The sequence below is a fragment of the Bifidobacterium phasiani genome (assembly GCF_019331775.1).
Lineage (GTDB): Bacteria > Actinomycetota > Actinomycetes > Actinomycetales > Bifidobacteriaceae > Bifidobacterium > Bifidobacterium phasiani.
The window spans coordinates 1-18,559 of record NZ_JAHBBD010000021.1; the positions used below are offsets into that span (position 1 = coordinate 1).

An 18,559-nucleotide genomic window follows, 5' to 3' on the forward strand; every position below is an offset into this window, starting at 1 on the left:
AACAACGCATCCCCGTCGAACCTGTTAAACTCGCGTACAGGCCGTGAGACATCTTCGGTTATCTTCTTCACAACCAACCATGATGCCCCACGGCTCTCCCATCACACACACGAAAACCGGAAGAGCCTCATTGCTATGTACCTCTCTTTCGCGGGGATAATTATAGTCTATCGTATCTTTTTGAAAAAATCTACCTCTGGTGCAGCTCATTTCCCGGAAAGCTGCCAGTATTTTTGCCGCTGCCGTTCGGCCTCTTTCTTCCGACGCACCCGCGCCGCGCAATCCGGGCAGTATTTGGCCCGGTTGGACTTCGGCGTGAACACGGCCCCGCACTCGACGCAGCGTTTCACCTCGTCCCGGCTCTTGCTGATTTCGGCGTACAGGGCCGCGTCCAGCGGGAGGACGGCGGCCCGAAACCACCGGCACAGCAGCGAATAGGAAATGCTCTGGACGCACACACATTCCTCTCCATCGTCCAAAAGCAGGCAGTTCCCGTCACAGTAATTGCAGCACTCATGCGTCAGCTTCCGGGCCTTGCGGTACTGCCGGTAATTCATTCTCGGTATGCTCATAGCTCTTGTGTCCTTTCTTGATGGGGCGTCACCCGCAAAATGCTGTCTACATTCTGCTTGATGATGCCGTAGTCGGCCAGTTCCTTTTTCACCTCGCCGTACTTCTGGTACAGCCGCTCCTTTTCCTCGTCCAGCTTTCGGTATTCGGCTTTCAGGGCGGCCAGATTGGGGAGCTTTGTCACGCCTGCGTCCCTGATGGCCTTTGCCGCTGCCTCATACAAGATAAGCTGGCTTTCATGTTCGCGCCGGTACGCGGCCTTGTCTTTGGCCTTTTTGTATTCCAGCGCCACGGGCCGGGTTTGCCGGTAGGTGGAAATATTCTTTATCAGCACCGCCATATCAGACAGACGGCGTTCCACCGCTTTCAGCGCAGCGGCGGCCTCGTCGTTTGCCGCGCTGATTTCGGCCACTTTGCTTTCCAGCACCGCATAGTCGTCTATGCCGTGTTCGGTCAGGAAATTCAGCGTCCGGGCGGCCTGCTTCAAGTTGTGGACTTTCGCCCACTTTGCATAGCCCGCGCTCTGCTGGGCCTTGATGCTGTTCTCCAAATCAATCCGCAAAGTGATTTCCTTTGTGGCTTTCCGTTTCGGGCCTCTGTCCACGGCCAGCCCCTTGATCCGGCGGGTGATGGCTTCCTCGGTGTAATTCTCACCCAAGGTCTTACAGCGGGTGAAGCGTTCTTGACCGGGAGCGCGGAAAGAAACGAATTTGCCCGGTTTGATTTCATAGCCCTGCGCCTGCATGAGCCGCAGGAAGTCGTCAAAGTCTTTGGCCTGCGGGATAGCGGCGTCAATAGCAATTTTCAGTTTGGCTTTCCAGCTCTTTCCCTTGCGCTGGGCGTCCCATTCGGCGTAGGACTTGCCCTTGTCCTTGCCCGGCTTCACGACGGACAGGCCGTTTTCCTTGCATAGCCGGTCACTGGTGCGCCGAATGTAGGCGTAGCTGCGCCGGTTGGAAATGTACTTGCGCTGCTGTACCATATCCACGGCACAAAAAATGATGTGGTTATGCAGATGGCCCTTGTCTATGTGGGTAGTCAGCACATAGGGGTATTTGCCTTGCAGCACTTCGTCGGCAAGCTGCCGCCCGATCTCATGGGCCTGCTCCGGCGTGGTTTCGCCCGGCTCAAAGGCTTGTATCAGGTGGTGGGCCAGATTGTTGCCTTTCTTGAACGCCTGATCTAACAGCATTTGAAATTCAATGTCCGCCGTTTCGTAGGAACAGCCAAAGGACGATACCAGCATTTTATCGTCCGTCTTGTCCGGGTTTTCGATGTAGTCAAGGGCCGCTTTCAGATTTACCTTGATAGGATGGATCTTTGTAATTGCCATATCTGTGCCAGCGCCCCCTTGATGTCCTCAACGTCCTGCGCGTACACAGCCCCGGTACTGTTGATACGCCGCGCAATTTGATTGACGTTGACGCCGATTTTTTGCAGCTCCGCAGTCTGCGCCCGGATGTCGCTGGTGTCCATGTGGATGATATACCCGTCAATCAGCATTTTCCGGGCATAAGCCGAGAAATTCTTTGTGCCGAGCTGGGCCATTTTCTGCTGGATGATGGCCCGTTCTTCCGGCGTCACCGGGACGCGCAGCACGATTTGACGCTTTCGGTTTGCCATTGCGTTTCACGCTCCTTTCCGGCAAAGGGGTTTGGGGATTTCCCCAACAAGCAAAACGGACGGCCCGCAGGGGCGGGACGGAGCGTTTTCGGAAGTGTGGCTACACTTCCTATGCTTGCTGTTTTTGTTCTTCTCCGCTATAAGTACCTTCGCAAACCCTCAAACTACCCGCAAAACAGGAACTTTCCAGAAAAAAGCGCAAAAAAATAAAGGGCGCTTCCGCGTCCCTCACAAACAAGAGAAAACAGAGGATGGTTTTCAGGCATCCCCCGTTTCTTTCTTCTTTGGCTGTTCAATTTTCATGGCCCCGTCAATCGCGCCCTCAATGATCGTCAGATATTCTTCGGGACAGAGTTTCAGCTTGTGGCTGACACGCTGGCGCTGCTCACTTTCCGAGCGCAGCACTTCGGGATTGAAATACCGTTCCACAGGAAGCCCGCAGGTCTTGATAAGCTGGATCACGACCGGGAGGCTGGGGATCGTCCCTTTATTCTCAATGTTGGCGAGATACCGCCACTCAATACCTACCATTTCCGCCAGCGCCTTACGCGCCAGACGCCGGGCTTTCCGCGCTGCCTTTACATCCGCGCCGAAAGTTTCAAAGCCGGGGCAATCTTCTACTTTCGCCATATAACATCACCCATTTACATTGTATAATTCATATTTGCCCGATGGAATGTTGTTATATGCAGGTGAGTTGAACTTTATAATTCATATCTGACTTTGATTTATCTTCGCTAAAAGACTATAATTAAGATGTAGTATGCGACACGCCGCAAGAATTATTAAAACTTTGATGTTGATTTCTGATAATCTTTCTATGGAAAGGAGGGAAGGCGCATGGAAGTCCAAAAAGTTGTCAGCATTGAAACGGTCATTGAATTTATTGAAAGTCACCTCGATGGAAAATTGGAGCTTGATACAGTTGCAGCTGCTGTCCATTATTCAAAATATCATCTGCACCGTATGTTTACCGAAACAGTAGGCATGACAATCCATGATTATGTGAGCAGGCGGCAATTAACAGAGGCAGCTAAACTTCTGGTTTTTTCCAAAAAGTCCATTATAGATATTGCTTTGATTTGTGGCTATGAAAGTCAACAGGCTTTTACCTCTGTATTCAAGGCCATGTATAAAATGCCACCGGCAGAGTATCGAGAGTTAGGGCAATTTTATCCTTTGCAGTTACGTTACTATTTGCATAAGGAAGCGCACAATAATATGAATTTTACTTCTGATGATATTAAATTGGCAACCATATCAGATATTCCTGCATGGATGGAACTTGTCAGAATGGTAGTTGACGGGTATCCATATCTTGATGAAGCTGACTATCTTGCAAAACTGAAAAACAGTATTGAAAAAAGTCAAGCATTGATTTTACCATTAGGAAATATTGCTATTGGTATTATGGCTTTTTCCTATAACACGGGAAGCATTGAGTTTATGGGTGTTCATCCACAGTATCGCAGCTATGGTATTCCAAAACTTTTTTTAGATAAACTGATGAATGAATATCTTCCGCAACAGGAAATCAGCACAACAACATATAGAGAAAATGACAAAGCAGATACAGGCTATCGCAACGAACTAAAACAGCTCGGCTTTGCTGAAAGAGAACTACTCATTGAGTTTGGCTATCCGACACAGCGTTTTGTCCTTCCTATACCAGAATAGGAGGAAGTCAAATGCACACAACAACACAAGTCAGTTGGAAAATTCGGACGATATTATTTTTCATCAGCCAGTCAATCACGTTATTTGGTTCTACGTTGGTTCAGATGGCGATTGTCTGGTATGTAACGCTAAACACATCTTCCGGCGTATGGGTAGCTGCATTTAGTGTATGCTCATACCTGCCTGAATTTATGATTTCATTTTTGGGTGGTGTGTGGGCCGACAGGTATCACAGAAAGAAGCTGATTATAGGGGCAGATTTCATCATTGCTATGGTTACTCTGGCTATGATGTTGTTTATGCCATATATATCCAACCAAACAATTCTCCTCTGGGCGCTTCTTATCATGTCAATTCTGCGTTCTTTGGGAGCCGGTATACAAACGCCCGCAGTCAACGCAGTTATTCCGCAGCTTGTTCCCGCAGATCAGCTTATGCGTTTTAATGGTATCAATGCCACTATGCAATCTATTGTTCGATTTGCAGCCCCCGCCGCAGCGGGCGTTATTCTGACAATCGGCACCTTGCGGTCAACGCTTTCAATAGATATTTTAACGGCTGTGCTGGGAATTGGACTTTTATCTTGCATTTTCATTTCTTATGAGCGAAAGGAAAATGAAGAAGCCCCTGTATTAACGGATTTGAAAACTGGGATTTCCTATGCGTTTTCTGATAAACTGATTGGCAGGCTTTTGATTATTTATGGTTTATTCGTTTTCTTATGCGTTCCAGCGGGCTATCTTGCAGGACTTTTAGTAAGCAGAGTTTATGGTGACACTTACGGTTATTTAACAATGGTTGAATTGGTTGGCTTTGCTGGCATGATGGTTGGCGGGCTTTTAATGAGTACATGGGGCGGCTTCAAAAACCGAAAGACCACGCTGCTATTGGGATTAGCTATATTTGGTATTATGGCAATCCTCATGGGGGTGTCTACAAACTTTATTTTTTACCTTATCTTAATGACCATCTACGGGGTTGCATTAACGACAGTACAAACAGCGATTACTACTCTATTGCAAGAAAAGACCGACATTGCAATGCAGGGACGTGTCTTTGGCTTACTCGGCTCTATGTATTCCGGGTGTATGCCTATTGGTATGGCAATTTTTGGGCCGCTGGCAGATGTAATTCCCTTACAGTGGATTATGATTGCTTCTGGCATTGCGCTAATCATTATTGCTATGGTTATGCGCTGTGATTGTCAATTTTGGAGTGTACCATATACCAAAAACTAAATATTGCTTAATCTGCCGGACGACGGCAAAAGAAAAAAAGCCGTCGTGCAGCAGTTCTTTGACACGCCTATACAACCGGCGGCTTTGAACAAATCAAGGCCGCCGTTCTCTATGCCCTCATACTGACGACGCCCTGACGCTGGCGGGATCGGCGGCCCACGGAGGGAGCCGCCATGAAGCAAAGAGCGTTTCGACAAAATAAGACAGGCTATGTACCGTTAAAAAAAGCCCGTCCCCGGCAACGGGGACAAGCGGTTATGAATATGCACTATACCATGTAAATCAACTGCATATCGCTTCTGCTTTCGCCCGGTGGGTCTGTGACCTGCCGGGCGAAATTTGTTGTTTTTTGCGGTTCTTCGGTGCGGGCCGGGAACGCTACATTGCTGCCAGTGAAAGGAGTGGTATCAGCAGCTTTTTCTTCTCACTCTCCCGCAGATCGGGGGTGAGAAGATGAACGAATACACCTTTGACTATGTGGAACGGAACCGGCTGGACGCTTTCTGCAAGACCGTTCTCCGTAACGAGGCTATCACCTACCTGTCGGAGATGGCCCGCCGCCGTGACCGGGAAAAGCCGCTGGACACCTTGCCGCAGGCGGAAATGGACAAGCTCTGTACACTGGACGAGTACCCCAGCGACAGCTTTACATTCTCGGCCTTTGGCTTTGACCTACATATCCGGGACGAGCTGGTGGCCGGGGCTTTTGCCAGCCTGCCGGAGCAGGAGCAGCAGATTTTAATTCTGCGCTTTGTTGCGTCTATGGCGGACGGCGAGATCGGCGGCCTTGTGGGGATGTCCCGCAGCTCCATCCAGCGCCACCGCACAAAGACTTTGAATGAGCTGCGGCAGAGATTGGAGAATAACGGAGGGAGGAACGCGAAATGAAGCAGCCTACATTCCACGGCAGGGTGCTTCTGCCCCTGTCGGTCTTTGCGGAGGCCCGCGCCGGTGATCCGCTGGCAATGGAGCGCATCTTGCGGTACTATAACAGCTACATGAATAAGCTGTGTACCCGGACGCTCTACGAGCTGGACGGAACGCCTCATGTGCGGGTGGACGAGTACATGAAACACCGCTTGCAAAACAAGCTGATCCGGGCCATCCTAAAGGACAGCCTATGAGAAAACGCCGGACGCAGAGCCAGCAGGCCGCCGCGTCCGGCGCTTTCTTATGGGTTTTCCTACGCATTTAGAAGCCCTTTCTGGCGGGGATTGGATAATCTGCCCCACCTGCCTGCCTACTGTGGCGGGAAAACCTTGAAATAGCGGGCTTTTATTCCCTTAAATGCGTAGACAGGAGGTATCTTTTCCGCTACTGTTCGGCCCCATTTCCTACTCATGGATGCCTCTGTATATGCCCTGTACTTACACTGTATTATTCACATTTCCTGCCTTGTACTATTCGAGAAAACGAATTATAATGTTAAAATTGGAGGTGTAGCATGGATTATATGACATTGAAACAAGCTGGCGAAAAATGGGGTGTAACCCCTCGTTGGATAAATTATTACTGTTCTTCGGGCCGTATTCCCGGTGCTGTAAAAATGGGAACTGTCTGGCTTATTCCCAAGAACGCAGAAAAGCCAATAGATGGCAGGACGAAAAAAGGCAAGGACGCCAAATAGCTGGCTGTACTTTTAATAGCAGAAGATGAAAAAGATAATTTGGGGTAATTCAGTCAGCCAGAACCGGCTGACTGTTCTGCTACTTTATTTTGAAAGTATTAAATCGAACGAAAGTAGAGTTTTTTCCATTTCATTCTTCCAATTCTACCGTTGGTAGGTGTTCATTCTATATAGCCAAAGTATAATGGAGATATGGCAAGGAGGGCAAAAGACACATGGATCAAATAAAAATAGGGAAGTTTATAGCTTCCCAAAGAAAGGAACACGGGTTGACGCAGAGCCAGTTAGCCGAGAAGCTGGGTATTACCGATAAGGCCGTGTCAAAATGGGAAACAGGAAAATCACTTCCTGACCTATCGCTTTTTACGCCGCTATGCAGTCTGCTTGATATAACTCTAAATGAGTTGCTTTTAGGGGAAGTAATACCCGATGAGTGCTTGAAAGAAAAATCAAATCAAGTTTTGTTTGATGTTATATCCGGGCTGTTGGGTAATGATAAAGGATATATTCCATGTCTTGTGAATAACGAAATTGTCTTACAGCTTAAAAATGTAAAAAAGATTTATGATGAAGCTGACGCAAAGACCGTAGCGATAAATGGGATTAGCTTTGAAGTAGCCAAGGGCAGCTTTGTCGGGATTATGGGGGCGTCCGGTTCAGGAAAATCCACCCTGCTAAATATGATTGCTACGATAGATAAGCCGAGCAGCGGAACAGTCAAAATAGACGGTCAGGATGTATCAGGATTAACAGAGGAAAAGCTGGCGGATTTTCGACGTCAACACTTAGGCTTTATCTTTCAGGAGTATAACCTGTTAGATACCCTAACGATATATGAAAATATTGCTTTGGCATTGACGATAAAAGAAGCGCCCAAAAAAGAAATACAAGCTACCGTCAAAAAATTGGCGGCAGCCCTCAATATTACCGACATTCTTCAAAAATTTCCGTATGAAGTATCCGGCGGGCAACGTCAACGGTGCGCCTGTGCCAGAGCGATTGTTGCAAATCCAAGCCTCATTTTGGCGGATGAGCCAACAGGAGCTTTAGACAGCCATTCTGCTAAACAGTTATTGGAGACTTTAGTAATGTTCCGGCAGGATTACCATGCAACAATTCTGATGGTAACGCATGACGCTTTTTCCGCCAGCTATTGTGACCGCATATTCTTTTTGAAGGACGGAGAAATCAAGACATACTTAGACCGTGGTGAAAAAAACAAACAGGATTTTTTTGCAGATATTTTAGATGTCATGGCAAAAATTGCGGAGGACAGCAGTTATGTATCTTAAATTGGCTATACGGAATGCAAAGCGTTCCGTGATGGATTATCTTTTATATATTGCAACAACGATTATCCTGCTTTCTATTATTTTCGTCAGCAACTATATTTCTATATGGGGAAATTTGCGGGCAAATTTCCAAACTGTTTCTTTGCCGCTGCTAATTGTGCTGATTATGACTTTTTTGATGGCCTACATCAACAATTTCATGGTAAAACAGCGGTCAAAGGAATTTGCAACATATCTGCTGTTGGGAATGAAGAAACCCTCGCTTTTCTTTATGTTTGCTTGTGAAATCATATTAGTTGGGATTATATGTTTTGCTGTCGGCGGATTGTTCAGTTTGCTCCTATATAATCTTTGCTTTACCTTTTTCCAAGAGGGTGATGTCAATCAGCTTTCGATAGAAGTAATCGGGAAGGGGACGCTGTATTCATTTGCATATTTTTGTCTGATCGAGATATGCGTTATGTTCCAAATAAGAAAATCTGTATGGAGGTTGGAAATCAGCCAGTTAATAAAGGAAAAGCATCGGAACCAGCCACTCAATGAACGCAGGAAAACGTTCTGGATTTGTTTATTTGCAATCAGTATTGCTATCTTATGGCTTATGCTATGTGCGATTGTAGCTTTGCCGGGGGATAAGGGCTTTCACTTTATTTCGGTTATCAGTTTGCCCGTACTATGTGCCATCTTTTCGTTTTATAAGTGGATATATGCTTTGTTGTCATCCATACGGATAAAATCATCGGAGCATTTGTATGCGGGAAACCGATTATATATGATTGCTGAAATAACATCTGGAACAAGGACAAGCTCAATTATAAACTCTATTTTCAGTATGTGCCTGTTATTTTCAGCTATATCCTTTATGTTTGGAATACTGTTGTTGAATAAGAACATTCATATTTATCCTGCGATTGAGCAAAGATGGATGGCTTTTTTACAAATCTCTATATGTATTATTTTTATCGTGATATTTTTTTCGATACTATCACTGTTGCAGATTATAGAACTAAAACGACAGGCAGAAAACATACGGATTTTGCATTATATGGGTAAAAGCCAGATGGCATTAAAGAAACTGATAAGAAATCAAATTTCGGCAAAATTACTCATTCCAACACTTATGTGCTTTGTTATCTTGTCCAGTGCAGTACCGGCAATCAATTTGAAATTAAACGATTGGTTTGCAGCCCCGATGTATAATGATTTGCTAAAAGCATTTGCGATCTATATTCTTTGCTTTGCGGTCTTTTATCTATGCTATTTCTGTATAACTTATTTGATTAGCCGACATTATATAAAGACATTAACTCAATAAAATCTATCTGCCGGACGACGGCAAAAGAAAAAAGCCGTCGTTCAGCAGGCAATCACCATGCCTTAAACACACCTACGGCGGCTTTGACAAAATCAAGGCCGCCGTTCTTTATGCCCTCATATAGAACGACGCCCTGACGCTGGCGGGATCGGCGGCCCACGGAGGGAGCCGCCATGAAGCAAAGAGCGTTTCGACAGAATAAGACAGGGGTTGCACCACCCCTAAAAAGCCCGTCCCCGGCAACGGGGACAAGCGGCCATGAATATGCACTATACCATGTAAATCAACTGCATATCGCTTCTGCTTTCGCCCGGTGGGTCTGCGACCTGCCGGGCGAAATTTGTTGTTTCCTGCGGCCCGCGCCACCGGCCAAAACTTTTTCAAAAAAATTTCCAAAAAGCGGCGTTTACCGGGTAGCTGACGGCCTTTCAAAAGTAACTTTGGCGGAAAGGGAGAGAACCACCGAAATCCCCCACAGAAAGGGGGTGAGAAGATGGATACGATCCCCCGCAATGACTTTATCCTGCGGAACCGCTATGACGCATTTTGCAAGGCGGTACTCCGCAATGAGGCCAAAGATTATCTGCATGAGATGGGACGGCAGCGCGACCGTGAAAAGTCGTTAGACGCCCTGACCCAGCAGGAATTGGACAAGCTCTCCACTGTGGATCAGTACCCCAGCGACAGTTACATTTTTTCGTCGCATGGATATGATTTGCTGATTAACAACGAGCTTGTGGCCGAGGCTTTCGCCAGCCTGCCGGAACAGGAACAAAGCATTTTGATTTTGCACTGTGTTCTGGAAATGGCCGACGGAGAAATCGGCAGCCTCATGGGAATGTCCCGCAGCGCCGTACAGCGCCACAGGACAAGCACCCTGAAACAGTTGCGCGTGAAATTGATGGCGTTAATGCCGGGAGGGAGGTAACGCGGATGAAGCAGCCCACATTCAACGGCAGGGAGCTTCTGCCCCTTTCGGTGATGGAAGCCGCCCACGCTGGGGACGCAATAGCTATGGAACAAGTGCTGCGGTACTACGAGTGCTACATAAACAAGCTCTGTACCCGTACCTTGTACGACGGCAACGGCATCCCTTATGTGTGCGTGGACGAGTACATGAAGCGCCGTCTGGAAATCAAGCTCATTCATGCCATCGTCGTTGATTTGAAGTAACGACCCGGCCACGGTAACGGAAATCGCTTTTTACTCCCTTTCCACATTTCCGCTGATCCGCTGGCCGCAGGCTTGCACCTTGACAAATATGCCCGCAAGATAACGGCGGCGCATCATAGGGCAAAACGGACACATTCTGTCTGTGCCGAGCCGGGCGGCTGGTGCGCCATGAGGCTTTTCCCTACGGGAAAAGCGGAGCGAAAAACACAGGGCCGTAAAGCAAGTGTGGCAGCTTGCGGGCGACGACGTGCAGGCAGGACAATGATACTCCCTTGCCGTCGTAGTCCGAGCGTTCAAAGCGTCGCAGGCAACGAGCATGGCCGTGTGAGAACCACGCGGGGGTGAAAGTCCCGTGGAGCTGCGCCAGCAGCCGTCCGTTATGGCCCCTTTTGCAACTACAAACTTTTTTAGCCATTGGAAAGGGGGCTAAAAGTATGAATAATACTGATGTGCCAATCTGGGAAAAATACACGCTGACGATTGAAGAAGCGTCCAAATATTTCCGCGTCGGGGAAAACAAGCTGCGTAAACTGGCCGAGGAAAACCCTACCGCTGGCTGGGTGATTATGAACGGCAACCGCATCCAAATCAAGCGGAAGCAGTTTGAAAAAATAATTGACAGCCTTGACGCCATATAGTGAAATCGGGCCTTGAATATGCTATAATATCTTTATAGCGTGTCAAGGCTCTTTCCGTCATGGAAAGGAGCATGACGATATGCCGAGAAAAGAACGAGATGAAAAAAGGCGCGACAGCAAAGGCCGCCTTTTGAAATCTGGAGAGAGCCAGCGACCAGACGGAAGATACGCTTACAAATATATGGACACCTTTGGAAACCCCAAGTTTGTGTACTCATGGAAGTTAGTACCCACCGACAAAATCCCTGCCGGGAAGCGCCCCGACCTTTCTCTGCGTGAAAAGGTCAGGCAGATACAACAGGACATTGCCGACGGGATCGACCCCATCGGCAAGAAAATGACGGTCTGCCAGCTTTATGCCAAGTACATCCGGCAGCGGGGAAACGTGAAGCGTGGGACGAAAAAAAGCCGCGAACAGTTGATGAAACTTTTGTCTGACGACAAGCTGGGGGCGGCCAGCATCGACAGCGTGAAGCTGTCCGACGCAAAAGAATGGGCCTTGCGTATGCAGGAACAGGGCGTTGCCTATAACACCATCTGCAACAGCAAGCGTTCCCTGAAAGCAATCTTTTATATGGCTATTCAGGACGATTGCATCCGCAAGAACCCGTTTGACTTCCCGATCAATGACGTAATCAACGACGACACGGAACCAAAGGTGCCTCTCACCCCCGCACAGGAAGAAGAACTCCTGAAATTCATGCAGGACGATCCCGTGTATGCCAAGTATTATGACGAGGTTGTGATCCTGCTGGAAACAGGGCTTCGGATTTCCGAGCTTTGCGGCCTGACCGAAACCGACCTGAACTTTGAAAAGCGTTTTGTCAATGTAGACCACCAGCTTTTAAGAAGCACAGAGGATGGCTACTATATCGAAACGCCTAAGACGGACAGCGGATTTCGGCAGGTGCCTATGAGCGCAGCCGCGTATGAAGCGTTCCAGCGAGTGTTGAAGAACCGTAGAGGCGCAAAGGCCATTGAGGTTGACGGGTACAGCAATTTCCTGTTCCTGAACCGGGACGGCCTGCCGAAAGTGGCCGTCAACTATGACGCCATGTTTAAGTGCCTCGCCAAGAAATTCAATAAGTGTCACAAGGAGCCGTTACCGCCGGTAATGACGCCCCACACCATGAGGCACACATTCTGCACAAGGATGGCAAACGCCGGGATGAACCCCAAGGCTTTGCAGTACATCATGGGACACGCCAACATCGTTATGACGCTGAACTATTACGCACACGCCACTTTCAATTCCGCACAGGCGGAAATGGAACGGCTGGAAGCGGCCAAGGCGGAAACCGCCGTAGCCGCTGCGGAAACCACCGTGGAGAACACGGAGGAAACCAAGGCTGCCGCCTAAATAGGAAGCCGGTATTTACTACCGTTCCTACTACTTTAGGACGCAAAAACATGAGGGGTTATGAGAGGAAACGTGAGCTTCTTCCGTTACGAAAAATGCCGGGAAAGCCCGTAGTTATGGGCTATACCGGCATATAAGAATTTCTAAAGAGATAATCTGAAATCTATTAAACTATTCAATTAATATTGCAGGAACATGGAGATTAGAGGCGGCAGTGACATTTGCCAAATGAGTTTTCCAACGGGCTCAACGGCCATTTTGTTTTCGGTTCGCATATTTTCCTCCTCTCCGCTTATCCGATGCAGGGGAATCGCGCCAGATAACGGATGTCAGACCCGTACGATGTAGTCTTGCTTCCGAGCCGCGGGCCGACCGGGCTCCCCGGCCGGATAACCCAATGCAATCGCCCCGACGCCGCGCAAGGTTTCCGGAAGCCCCCATTCCCGCAGAAGAGCCTTGCCTTTTTCTCCGTCAAAAATCTCACGCTCCCGATGCACCCACACGGTGCCCAATCCGAGCGCATGGGCGGCCAGCATCATATTTTCAAGAACGCAGCTCCCATCCTCCACAAAGGTATTCGCGGAGCCATTCGCCAAAACCAAAACCACAACGGGTGCGCCATGGTAAGGGTCCGTTTCGTTCCCTATCACTTCCGCGTTCAGTCTCGCTATCTCCTGCCGGTATTCGGGATTCGTGATCGCGACAATGACGGGAGATTGGCGTCCGCCGCCGGTAGGCGCGTAAGTTCCCGCTTCCAGTATGGCGTCCAGCACATCGGATGGTACCGGTTCATCTGTATAAGCCCTTACGGCGCGACGCGTCTTGATAAGAGACAGGAAGTCGTTGTCCATAACACCATCCTCCATTCCATCGGCATTCCGAATGCGGACAACAAAAAAGCCACGTGGCTATCACAAGATAGCCACGTGGCAAAAAGATGACCGAATCCGGAAAAGTCCACTTGAATTTTGCGGTTCTGATTGTAGCGCGATTCCGATAGACCGTCAAACATCGATCATTTCCCGCGCCCGTGGCTATCATCGGTCGTGGGAGGTGTTGCGTATGCCGTTGCTGCTTCTGGGCGTCATGGTCGGTGCCGTCACACCGATCCAGACCGCCGTCAACAGTCGTCTGCGCATGGCCGTGGGGACGCCGTTCCGCGCATCGCTGGTCTCGTTCACCGTCGGGACGCTGGTGACGCTCGTCGCCTCGCTAACGCTGGGACCGCACCCGCTACTGCCGGCATCGGCACTGGCCGGCCCGTGGTGGATGTGGCTGGCCGGTTTGTTCGGTGTGATCTTCATGACTGGGAACATACTGCTGCTGCCGAAACTGGGCAGCCTGCAGACCGTGATGATGCCGGTGCTGGGTCAGATTCTCATGGGTCTGCTCATCGACGAATTCGGCTGGTTCGGCAGTCCACAACAGCCGATGACCGTGGCGCGCGCGATCGGCGCGATGCTGGCGGCGGTTGGATTCGCACTGGCGATCGTCGTCGCCGACCTGGTATACGGCGGCCGGCTGCGGCCGCAACGCGGCGTCCGACGGACGGAGGGCCCCCGGGCCGATGGCGGCGGGGACGACGGCACGGGAGCCGGCGTTCAGGTCCGTCGCGACGAGCGGATGTTCCCGTCGATATGGCTGTGGCGCGGGATCGGCATGCTGTGCGGCATGTGCTCGGCGGTGCAGACCTCAATGCTCGGACGGCTGGGCACCGAGCTGGGTTCGCCGATCAAGGCATCGTTCGTCTCGTTCTTCGTGGGACTACTGACGCTGCCGGTGATTGTGCTGGTCCATGACCGCGGCTTCGGACTGCACCGGGCATTCGGCGGCGGCAACCCGTGGTGGATGTGGTTCGGCGGATTCCTCGGCTCGTTGGTGGTGCTGACCAATTCGGTGCTGTCGCCGCTGCTGGGCACGGGGCTGACCGTGCTGGTCGCGCTGCTCGGCCAGGTGATCGGCGGCCTGCTCATCGATACGTTCGGATGGTTCGCGGTGGCCAGGCGCCGCGCCGGCGTCGTGCAGATCGCCGGCATCGTCGTCGCCGTCGCCGGCATCGCGTTGATCCGTCTGGGCTAGCGGAGTCCCGCGCCATCATTCAAGCCACGGGCCGGCCCGCCGCGACCGGACCTGCATCCGGACCGTCCGCGGACCACGGCCGCCCGTACAATGGGAGCCACCTGCCATCGACGAGGACGGCCGATGTCAAGGAGGATGCGATGGACACCCTGATCGTGTACGGCGGCAGATACGGCACCACCGAACGGTACGCCGACGAACTCGCGCGGCTGCTGGGCACCGCCGCGGTTCCCTATGCCGCGGTCGACGACGTCGCGCTGGTCACCGCGGACGTCATCGTGTATCTCGGCGCGGTGTTCGCCGGCGGCGTGCCGGGACTGAAGCGGACGATGGCGCGGCTGGTGAACGTCACCGAACGCATCCGCCGGTTCCCGCGCGAGGACGACCCCGTCGCCGAGGCGAGCCGTCGACCGCGCGTCATCGTGGTCACCGTCGGACTGGGCGATCCGGCGATCCCGGGCAACGCCGAGCACCTGCGCGCCGTCGTCGACGGCCAGCTGCCGCCCGCCGTCGCGGCGCACGTCGAATGCTTCCATCTGCGCGGCGGCATCGACTACGCGGCGCTGAGCCCGAAGCACCGGGCGATGATGTGGATGATGTGGCAGCACGAGAAACGGGTGCCCGAGGACGAGTGGACCGACGACACCCGCATGTTCAACGAGACGTACGGCGGCGCGGTCGACATGGTCGACTTCGCCACGCTGCGGCCGGTTCTCGACGCGATCGCCGGGAGTGGGGACGCAGGAGCCGACGGGATCATGGATGTCGGAACGGCAAACGACCGGATCTTGGATGGCGGCCCGGCGGACGATGGGACCGCGAACGACGGGATTGCGGGTGACGAGACCACGGATGATAAGACCACGACGGCGGAACCATGAACGACAGGATTGCGGGTAACGGGATGACGGACAAGGGAACCACGGACGGCGGCACGGGGGACGACGGGCCTTCGCCGGCGGAGGATTAGAAGGGGGCCGTGATGGGCTGCATCGAGACGTTCGACGAATTCGTCCGGTACGCGGAGGACCGCGGCGGGCTGGGGATCGAGGGCGTCGCCATCGCCGACGGCGAGCGCGTCGTCAGGGAGCATCGCTTCGCGCCCGACCTGGCGCGCAACATCTATTCGCACACCAAAAGCTACGTCGTCACCGCGATCGGCGTGGCGGTCGAGGAGGGGCTGCTGGGGCTGGACGACCGGCTGGCCGACGCCTTCCCTGAGTACGTGCCGCAGGACGCGCCGGAACGCCTCGGGCGGATCACGCTGCGGCACCTGCTGACGATGTCGAGCGGCTTCGACCGGCCGTATCTGATGAACGCGGACCGTCGCGCCGGCGTCGGCGCGCCCGACTACCTCGCCTACATGTTCTCGCGCCCGGTCGAGGCGGAGCCCGGCGAGCGCTTCTGCTACTCGTCGGCCGACTCCGACCTGGCCGGCCGGATGCTGGAGCGGGCCGTCGGCGAACGGCTCGGCGAGTACGTGTTCCGCACGGTGTTCGACCGGCTCGACCAGGGGTTCCCGCTGTGGGAGGCGGACCCGCAGGGCCATCACATCGCCGGCGGCGGCATCCACATGACGCTGCGCGACATGCTCAGGATCGGCCAGGTGTACCTCAACGGCGGCGTGTGGCACGGCCGGCGGATCGTGGGCGGGGACTGGGTGCGGCTGGCGTCGTCGAAGCGGATCGACACGCCCGTCACGAACGTGTGGACGTGCGGATACGGCTTCCAGTTCTGGATGTCGCCGTACCCGGGCGCCTACCGGGCGGACGGCGCCTACGGGCAAATCACGACGGTGCTGCCCGGACAGGGGCTGGTCGTGGCGATGCAGTGCCACGAGACCGGCGACTTCGACAACGTGATCCGCCCCGCCGTGCACGAACGGCTGATGCTGCCGCTGTGCGCCGGCTGAACCGCGGATGACCGTGGCCGCCATCGTTGCCTCTGTGAATCACGGAACTTCCGTCACACACGCCACGACTTGCGGATGGAGGGGGCCGGCCGACACCCGGACGGATCGGCCGCCGGCCGTCATCCGCATGCACCAAACGTGCGCTGACGAGAGCACGCATCGGCCGGAACATACACCGACGGGAACATGTGCCGACGGGGACCGGTAACGGTCCGTGCCCCTACTTGCGGACGGTGACCGTCTCGCGCCGGTCGTCGCCGCCGAGCGAGAGCGCGCGGATGCGGTCCGGGAACCGGAACAGCCGGTTGATCGCGTTGATGAACAGGCCGACGATGACGGCCGAGATGATCGTGCCGATGCCGATGCCGTTCAGTCCGCCGAAGAAGATGAACGAGCAGATCGTCGCGATGACCATCAGCGTCACGTCGAACACCACCTTGACGGTGCCGTACCGCACCTTCGTCACGATCGACAGCGCGCGCACCATCCCCTCGCCCGGCACGACGATGACGTTCGGCGCGACCTCGATCACGATGCCGAACGCCAGGACCAGGCAGCCGAGCACGACGCACAGCAGCCGCTCCCACAGCGCCTGCGGATGGAGGAACCCCAGGATCGCGCCGCTGACGTCGATGGCCGAGCTGAACAGGATATTCGCCACGATCTGCAGGAACTGCGAGGGCTTGAACCGCCGGCGCAGCAGGATAACCTGGACGATGATGAACAGCACGTTCCAGATGAACGTGGTCAGGCCGAAGCTCATCTGCGGGAACGCGAGGCTGAACACGTACGGCACGCTGGAGATCGGCGACGTGCCGAGGTCGCCGACCGTGATCAGCACGATGCCGAACGAGTTGATGGCCACGCCCAGCACAAAGAACGCGAACCGCGCCACGATGTGATTCATTGCCCGTTGCTCCCTTCGTCGTTTCGTTCGTCCCCGACGGGCGCGTCCGGGTGGCGGGCCGCCGCCCTTCCGCGCCCCTCGAGCGCGGCGGCCGCCGCACGCAGCAGCGCCGCGAGCCGCCGGTAGTCGTCCGCCCCCAGCGCATCCCGCACGATCCCGTCGACCTCGGCGACGGACGCGCGCATGCGCCGCGCCGTCTCGGCCCCGCGGTCCGTCAGCCAGACCGTCGACGCCCGCCCGTCGCGCGCGCTGCGGCGGCGTTCGACGAGCCCGGCCGCCTCCATGCGCGACAGCAGGCCGGTCATCGTCGATTTGTCGAGCACGCAGCCGGCGCAGATGTCGGTGGCGCGGCTGCCGTCGTGCTCGGAAAGGTATTCGAGCACCTTCGGCTGGCCGGGCAGCAGCCCCATCGCGCCGGTGCGCCCGACGACCAGGCGGTTGCTGCTGTTGAACGCCCGCATCAGCAGGACGTGCACCTCGTCGTCCAGCATGGCGCACCCCTTCCCGCGCGCCGCAGCACGCGACGACACCAATTGGTTTGATTGCAAACCAATTTTTTAGGCCGCCCTCCCGACAACCGCATGCGCCGCGGGCGCGGCCGAAGTGCTACTGTCGGAACCAGCCACCTGCGCGCGCGACCGGGATTCGCCGCGCGCCCGACCCCGAAGGAGTGCCAGCATGCAGCGTCCCATCATGACGTCGGTCTCGTTCCTGCGCCGGCCTGCCGAGCCGGCGACCGCCGACGACCTGCCCATCGCCGACGACCTGCGCGACACGCTGGAGGCCAACCGCAGCCGCTGCGTCGGCATGGCGGCGAACATGATCGGCGAGGCCAAGGCGATCATCGCGTTCGTCGACGAGGAAATGGGTGGTCGCATCACCGTCATGTTCAACCCGCGCATCACCGCCGCCGACGGCGCGTTCGACACCTCCGAGGGCTGCCTGTCGCTCAAGGGCGAGCGCCGCACGCTGCGCCACCGCCGCATCGAGGTCGACTACCAGGACCGCCGCATGCGCGACCGCCACGCCACGTTCACCGGCTGGACCGCGCAGATCATCCAGCACGAGGTCGACCACTGCAACGGGATCATCATCTGACGCGACCGCCCGACCGGCTCCGCGGCATGCGGACGGCCGTTCTGTAGACC

The 18,559-nt window shown here is 53.9% G+C and carries 21 protein-coding genes and 1 pseudogene; 15 read left to right on the forward strand and 7 right to left on the reverse strand.

The window, feature by feature from the left end; all coding sequences use genetic code 11:
• Positions 1-206: 206 nt before the first annotated feature.
• The 4 genes from KIH73_RS08465 to KIH73_RS08480 all read right to left on the reverse strand — a co-directional run bounded on the left by KIH73_RS08465 (position 207) and on the right by KIH73_RS08480 (position 2,823).
• Positions 207-557, reverse strand: a complete 351-nt coding sequence (locus KIH73_RS08465; protein ID WP_219082496.1) for a cysteine-rich VLP domain-containing protein — start codon at positions 555-557, stop codon at positions 207-209.
• A gap of 11 nt (positions 558-568) precedes the next feature.
• Positions 569-1,903, reverse strand: coding sequence for a relaxase/mobilization nuclease domain-containing protein (locus KIH73_RS08470; protein WP_219082498.1), 1,335 nt, complete (start codon positions 1,901-1,903; stop codon positions 569-571).
• Positions 1,870-2,193: a plasmid mobilization protein gene (locus tag KIH73_RS08475; RefSeq protein ID WP_087341449.1), complete on the reverse strand. Its 324-nt coding sequence runs from the start codon at positions 2,191-2,193 to the stop codon at positions 1,870-1,872. Before KIH73_RS08475 ends, KIH73_RS08470 begins: the two co-directional genes overlap by 34 nt.
• Positions 2,194-2,451: 258 nt before the next feature.
• Positions 2,452-2,823 (reverse strand): helix-turn-helix domain-containing protein, encoded by a 372-nt coding sequence (locus KIH73_RS08480; protein ID WP_219082500.1) that lies wholly within the window; start codon positions 2,821-2,823, stop codon positions 2,452-2,454.
• A gap of 210 nt (positions 2,824-3,033) precedes the next feature.
• On the opposite strand from KIH73_RS08480, the gene KIH73_RS08485 reads away from it, so the two are divergent.
• The 11 genes and pseudogenes from KIH73_RS08485 to KIH73_RS08535 all read left to right on the forward strand — a co-directional run.
• On the forward strand, positions 3,034-3,870 hold the full coding sequence (locus tag KIH73_RS08485; protein ID WP_219082503.1) for a helix-turn-helix domain-containing protein: 837 nt from the start codon (positions 3,034-3,036) through the stop codon (positions 3,868-3,870).
• Positions 3,871-3,881: 11 nt separating this feature from the next.
• Positions 3,882-5,108 (forward strand): MFS transporter, encoded by a 1,227-nt coding sequence (locus KIH73_RS08490; RefSeq protein WP_219082505.1) that lies wholly within the window; start codon positions 3,882-3,884, stop codon positions 5,106-5,108.
• A 453-nt stretch (positions 5,109-5,561) separates the two neighbouring features.
• Positions 5,562-5,996 carry an RNA polymerase sigma factor gene (locus tag KIH73_RS08495; protein WP_219082507.1) on the forward strand — a complete coding sequence of 145 codons (435 nt, stop codon included), beginning with the start codon at positions 5,562-5,564 and terminating at the stop codon, positions 5,994-5,996.
• On the forward strand, positions 5,993-6,232 hold the full coding sequence (locus KIH73_RS08500; protein WP_219082510.1) for a helix-turn-helix domain-containing protein: 240 nt from the start codon (positions 5,993-5,995) through the stop codon (positions 6,230-6,232). The genes KIH73_RS08495 and KIH73_RS08500 overlap by 4 nt, the downstream gene beginning before the upstream one ends.
• A 329-nt stretch (positions 6,233-6,561) precedes the next feature.
• Positions 6,562-6,735 (forward strand): helix-turn-helix domain-containing protein, encoded by a 174-nt coding sequence (locus KIH73_RS08505; protein ID WP_476695666.1) that lies wholly within the window; start codon positions 6,562-6,564, stop codon positions 6,733-6,735.
• A 215-nt stretch (positions 6,736-6,950) separates the two neighbouring features.
• Entirely contained in the window at positions 6,951-8,027 is a 1,077-nt protein-coding gene (locus KIH73_RS08510) for an ATP-binding cassette domain-containing protein (protein ID WP_219082515.1), read from the forward strand.
• Positions 8,017-9,342, forward strand: a complete 1,326-nt coding sequence (locus tag KIH73_RS08515; protein ID WP_219082517.1) for an FtsX-like permease family protein — start codon at positions 8,017-8,019, stop codon at positions 9,340-9,342. Before KIH73_RS08510 ends, KIH73_RS08515 begins: the two co-directional genes overlap by 11 nt.
• Before the next feature lie 493 nt (positions 9,343-9,835).
• Positions 9,836-10,270, forward strand: a complete 435-nt coding sequence (locus tag KIH73_RS08520) for a sigma-70 family RNA polymerase sigma factor (protein ID WP_144364362.1) — start codon at positions 9,836-9,838, stop codon at positions 10,268-10,270.
• Positions 10,271-10,275: 5 nt separating this feature from the next.
• On the forward strand, positions 10,276-10,515 hold the full coding sequence (locus KIH73_RS08525; RefSeq protein ID WP_219082519.1) for a helix-turn-helix domain-containing protein: 240 nt from the start codon (positions 10,276-10,278) through the stop codon (positions 10,513-10,515).
• 434 nt (positions 10,516-10,949) lie between these two features.
• On the forward strand, positions 10,950-11,153 hold the full coding sequence (locus KIH73_RS08530) for an excisionase (RefSeq protein ID WP_087154949.1): 204 nt from the start codon (positions 10,950-10,952) through the stop codon (positions 11,151-11,153).
• Positions 11,154-11,232: 79 nt separating this feature from the next.
• Positions 11,233-12,438: pseudogene (locus tag KIH73_RS08535) on the forward strand (tyrosine-type recombinase/integrase); the annotation flags it as partial.
• A gap of 404 nt (positions 12,439-12,842) precedes the next feature.
• Here the strand turns inward: KIH73_RS08535 and KIH73_RS08540 are convergent.
• Positions 12,843-13,364 carry a nitroreductase family protein gene (locus tag KIH73_RS08540; RefSeq protein WP_219082523.1) on the reverse strand — a complete coding sequence of 174 codons (522 nt, stop codon included), beginning with the start codon at positions 13,362-13,364 and terminating at the stop codon, positions 12,843-12,845.
• A 211-nt stretch (positions 13,365-13,575) separates the two neighbouring features.
• Between KIH73_RS08540 and KIH73_RS08545 the strand changes: the two genes are divergently transcribed.
• From KIH73_RS08545 to KIH73_RS08555, 3 genes are all read left to right on the forward strand, one after another.
• Positions 13,576-14,592 carry a DMT family transporter gene (locus KIH73_RS08545; RefSeq protein ID WP_219082525.1) on the forward strand — a complete coding sequence of 339 codons (1,017 nt, stop codon included), beginning with the start codon at positions 13,576-13,578 and terminating at the stop codon, positions 14,590-14,592.
• Between the two features lie 140 nt (positions 14,593-14,732).
• Positions 14,733-15,473 (forward strand): flavodoxin domain-containing protein, encoded by a 741-nt coding sequence (locus tag KIH73_RS08550; protein WP_219082527.1) that lies wholly within the window; start codon positions 14,733-14,735, stop codon positions 15,471-15,473.
• Between the two features lie 101 nt (positions 15,474-15,574).
• Positions 15,575-16,504, forward strand: a complete 930-nt coding sequence (locus tag KIH73_RS08555; RefSeq protein ID WP_219082529.1) for a serine hydrolase domain-containing protein — start codon at positions 15,575-15,577, stop codon at positions 16,502-16,504.
• 220 nt (positions 16,505-16,724) lie between these two features.
• Here the strand turns inward: KIH73_RS08555 and KIH73_RS08560 are convergent, their stop codons facing one another.
• Entirely contained in the window at positions 16,725-17,411 is a 687-nt protein-coding gene (locus KIH73_RS08560) for a YczE/YyaS/YitT family protein (RefSeq protein WP_219082531.1), read from the reverse strand.
• Positions 17,408-17,902, reverse strand: a complete 495-nt coding sequence (locus KIH73_RS08565; protein ID WP_219082534.1) for a MarR family winged helix-turn-helix transcriptional regulator — start codon at positions 17,900-17,902, stop codon at positions 17,408-17,410. Before KIH73_RS08565 ends, KIH73_RS08560 begins: the two co-directional genes overlap by 4 nt.
• Positions 17,903-18,089: 187 nt before the next feature.
• On the opposite strand from KIH73_RS08565, the gene KIH73_RS08570 reads away from it, so the two are divergent.
• A complete protein-coding gene (locus KIH73_RS08570) occupies positions 18,090-18,509 on the forward strand; it encodes a peptide deformylase (protein WP_219082537.1) in 420 nt (139 codons plus the stop codon).
• Positions 18,510-18,559 lie beyond the last annotated feature (50 nt).

Excerpts from the sequence above, each read along its gene's own strand:
- KIH73_RS08465 (WP_219082496.1), bottom strand. The coding sequence starts at position 557 with ATGAATTACCGGCAGTACCGCAAGGCCCGGAAGCTGACGCATGAGTGC.
- KIH73_RS08470 (WP_219082498.1), bottom strand. The coding sequence starts at position 1,903 with ATGGCAATTACAAAGATCCATCCTATCAAGGTAAATCTGAAAGCGGCC.
- KIH73_RS08475 (WP_087341449.1), bottom strand. The coding sequence starts at position 2,193 with ATGGCAAACCGAAAGCGTCAAATCGTGCTGCGCGTCCCGGTGACGCCG.
- KIH73_RS08480 (WP_219082500.1), bottom strand. The coding sequence starts at position 2,823 with ATGGCGAAAGTAGAAGATTGCCCCGGCTTTGAAACTTTCGGCGCGGAT.
- KIH73_RS08485 (WP_219082503.1), top strand. The coding sequence starts at position 3,034 with ATGGAAGTCCAAAAAGTTGTCAGCATTGAAACGGTCATTGAATTTATT.
- KIH73_RS08490 (WP_219082505.1), top strand. The coding sequence starts at position 3,882 with ATGCACACAACAACACAAGTCAGTTGGAAAATTCGGACGATATTATTT.
- KIH73_RS08495 (WP_219082507.1), top strand. The coding sequence starts at position 5,562 with ATGAACGAATACACCTTTGACTATGTGGAACGGAACCGGCTGGACGCT.
- KIH73_RS08500 (WP_219082510.1), top strand. The coding sequence starts at position 5,993 with ATGAAGCAGCCTACATTCCACGGCAGGGTGCTTCTGCCCCTGTCGGTC.
- KIH73_RS08505 (WP_476695666.1), top strand. The coding sequence starts at position 6,562 with ATGACATTGAAACAAGCTGGCGAAAAATGGGGTGTAACCCCTCGTTGG.
- KIH73_RS08510 (WP_219082515.1), top strand. The coding sequence starts at position 6,951 with ATGGATCAAATAAAAATAGGGAAGTTTATAGCTTCCCAAAGAAAGGAA.
- KIH73_RS08515 (WP_219082517.1), top strand. The coding sequence starts at position 8,017 with ATGTATCTTAAATTGGCTATACGGAATGCAAAGCGTTCCGTGATGGAT.
- KIH73_RS08520 (WP_144364362.1), top strand. The coding sequence starts at position 9,836 with ATGGATACGATCCCCCGCAATGACTTTATCCTGCGGAACCGCTATGAC.
- KIH73_RS08525 (WP_219082519.1), top strand. The coding sequence starts at position 10,276 with ATGAAGCAGCCCACATTCAACGGCAGGGAGCTTCTGCCCCTTTCGGTG.
- KIH73_RS08530 (WP_087154949.1), top strand. The coding sequence starts at position 10,950 with ATGAATAATACTGATGTGCCAATCTGGGAAAAATACACGCTGACGATT.
- KIH73_RS08540 (WP_219082523.1), bottom strand. The coding sequence starts at position 13,364 with ATGGACAACGACTTCCTGTCTCTTATCAAGACGCGTCGCGCCGTAAGG.
- KIH73_RS08545 (WP_219082525.1), top strand. The coding sequence starts at position 13,576 with ATGCCGTTGCTGCTTCTGGGCGTCATGGTCGGTGCCGTCACACCGATC.
- KIH73_RS08550 (WP_219082527.1), top strand. The coding sequence starts at position 14,733 with ATGGACACCCTGATCGTGTACGGCGGCAGATACGGCACCACCGAACGG.
- KIH73_RS08555 (WP_219082529.1), top strand. The coding sequence starts at position 15,575 with ATGGGCTGCATCGAGACGTTCGACGAATTCGTCCGGTACGCGGAGGAC.
- KIH73_RS08560 (WP_219082531.1), bottom strand. The coding sequence starts at position 17,411 with ATGAATCACATCGTGGCGCGGTTCGCGTTCTTTGTGCTGGGCGTGGCC.
- KIH73_RS08565 (WP_219082534.1), bottom strand. The coding sequence starts at position 17,902 with ATGCTGGACGACGAGGTGCACGTCCTGCTGATGCGGGCGTTCAACAGC.
- KIH73_RS08570 (WP_219082537.1), top strand. The coding sequence starts at position 18,090 with ATGCAGCGTCCCATCATGACGTCGGTCTCGTTCCTGCGCCGGCCTGCC.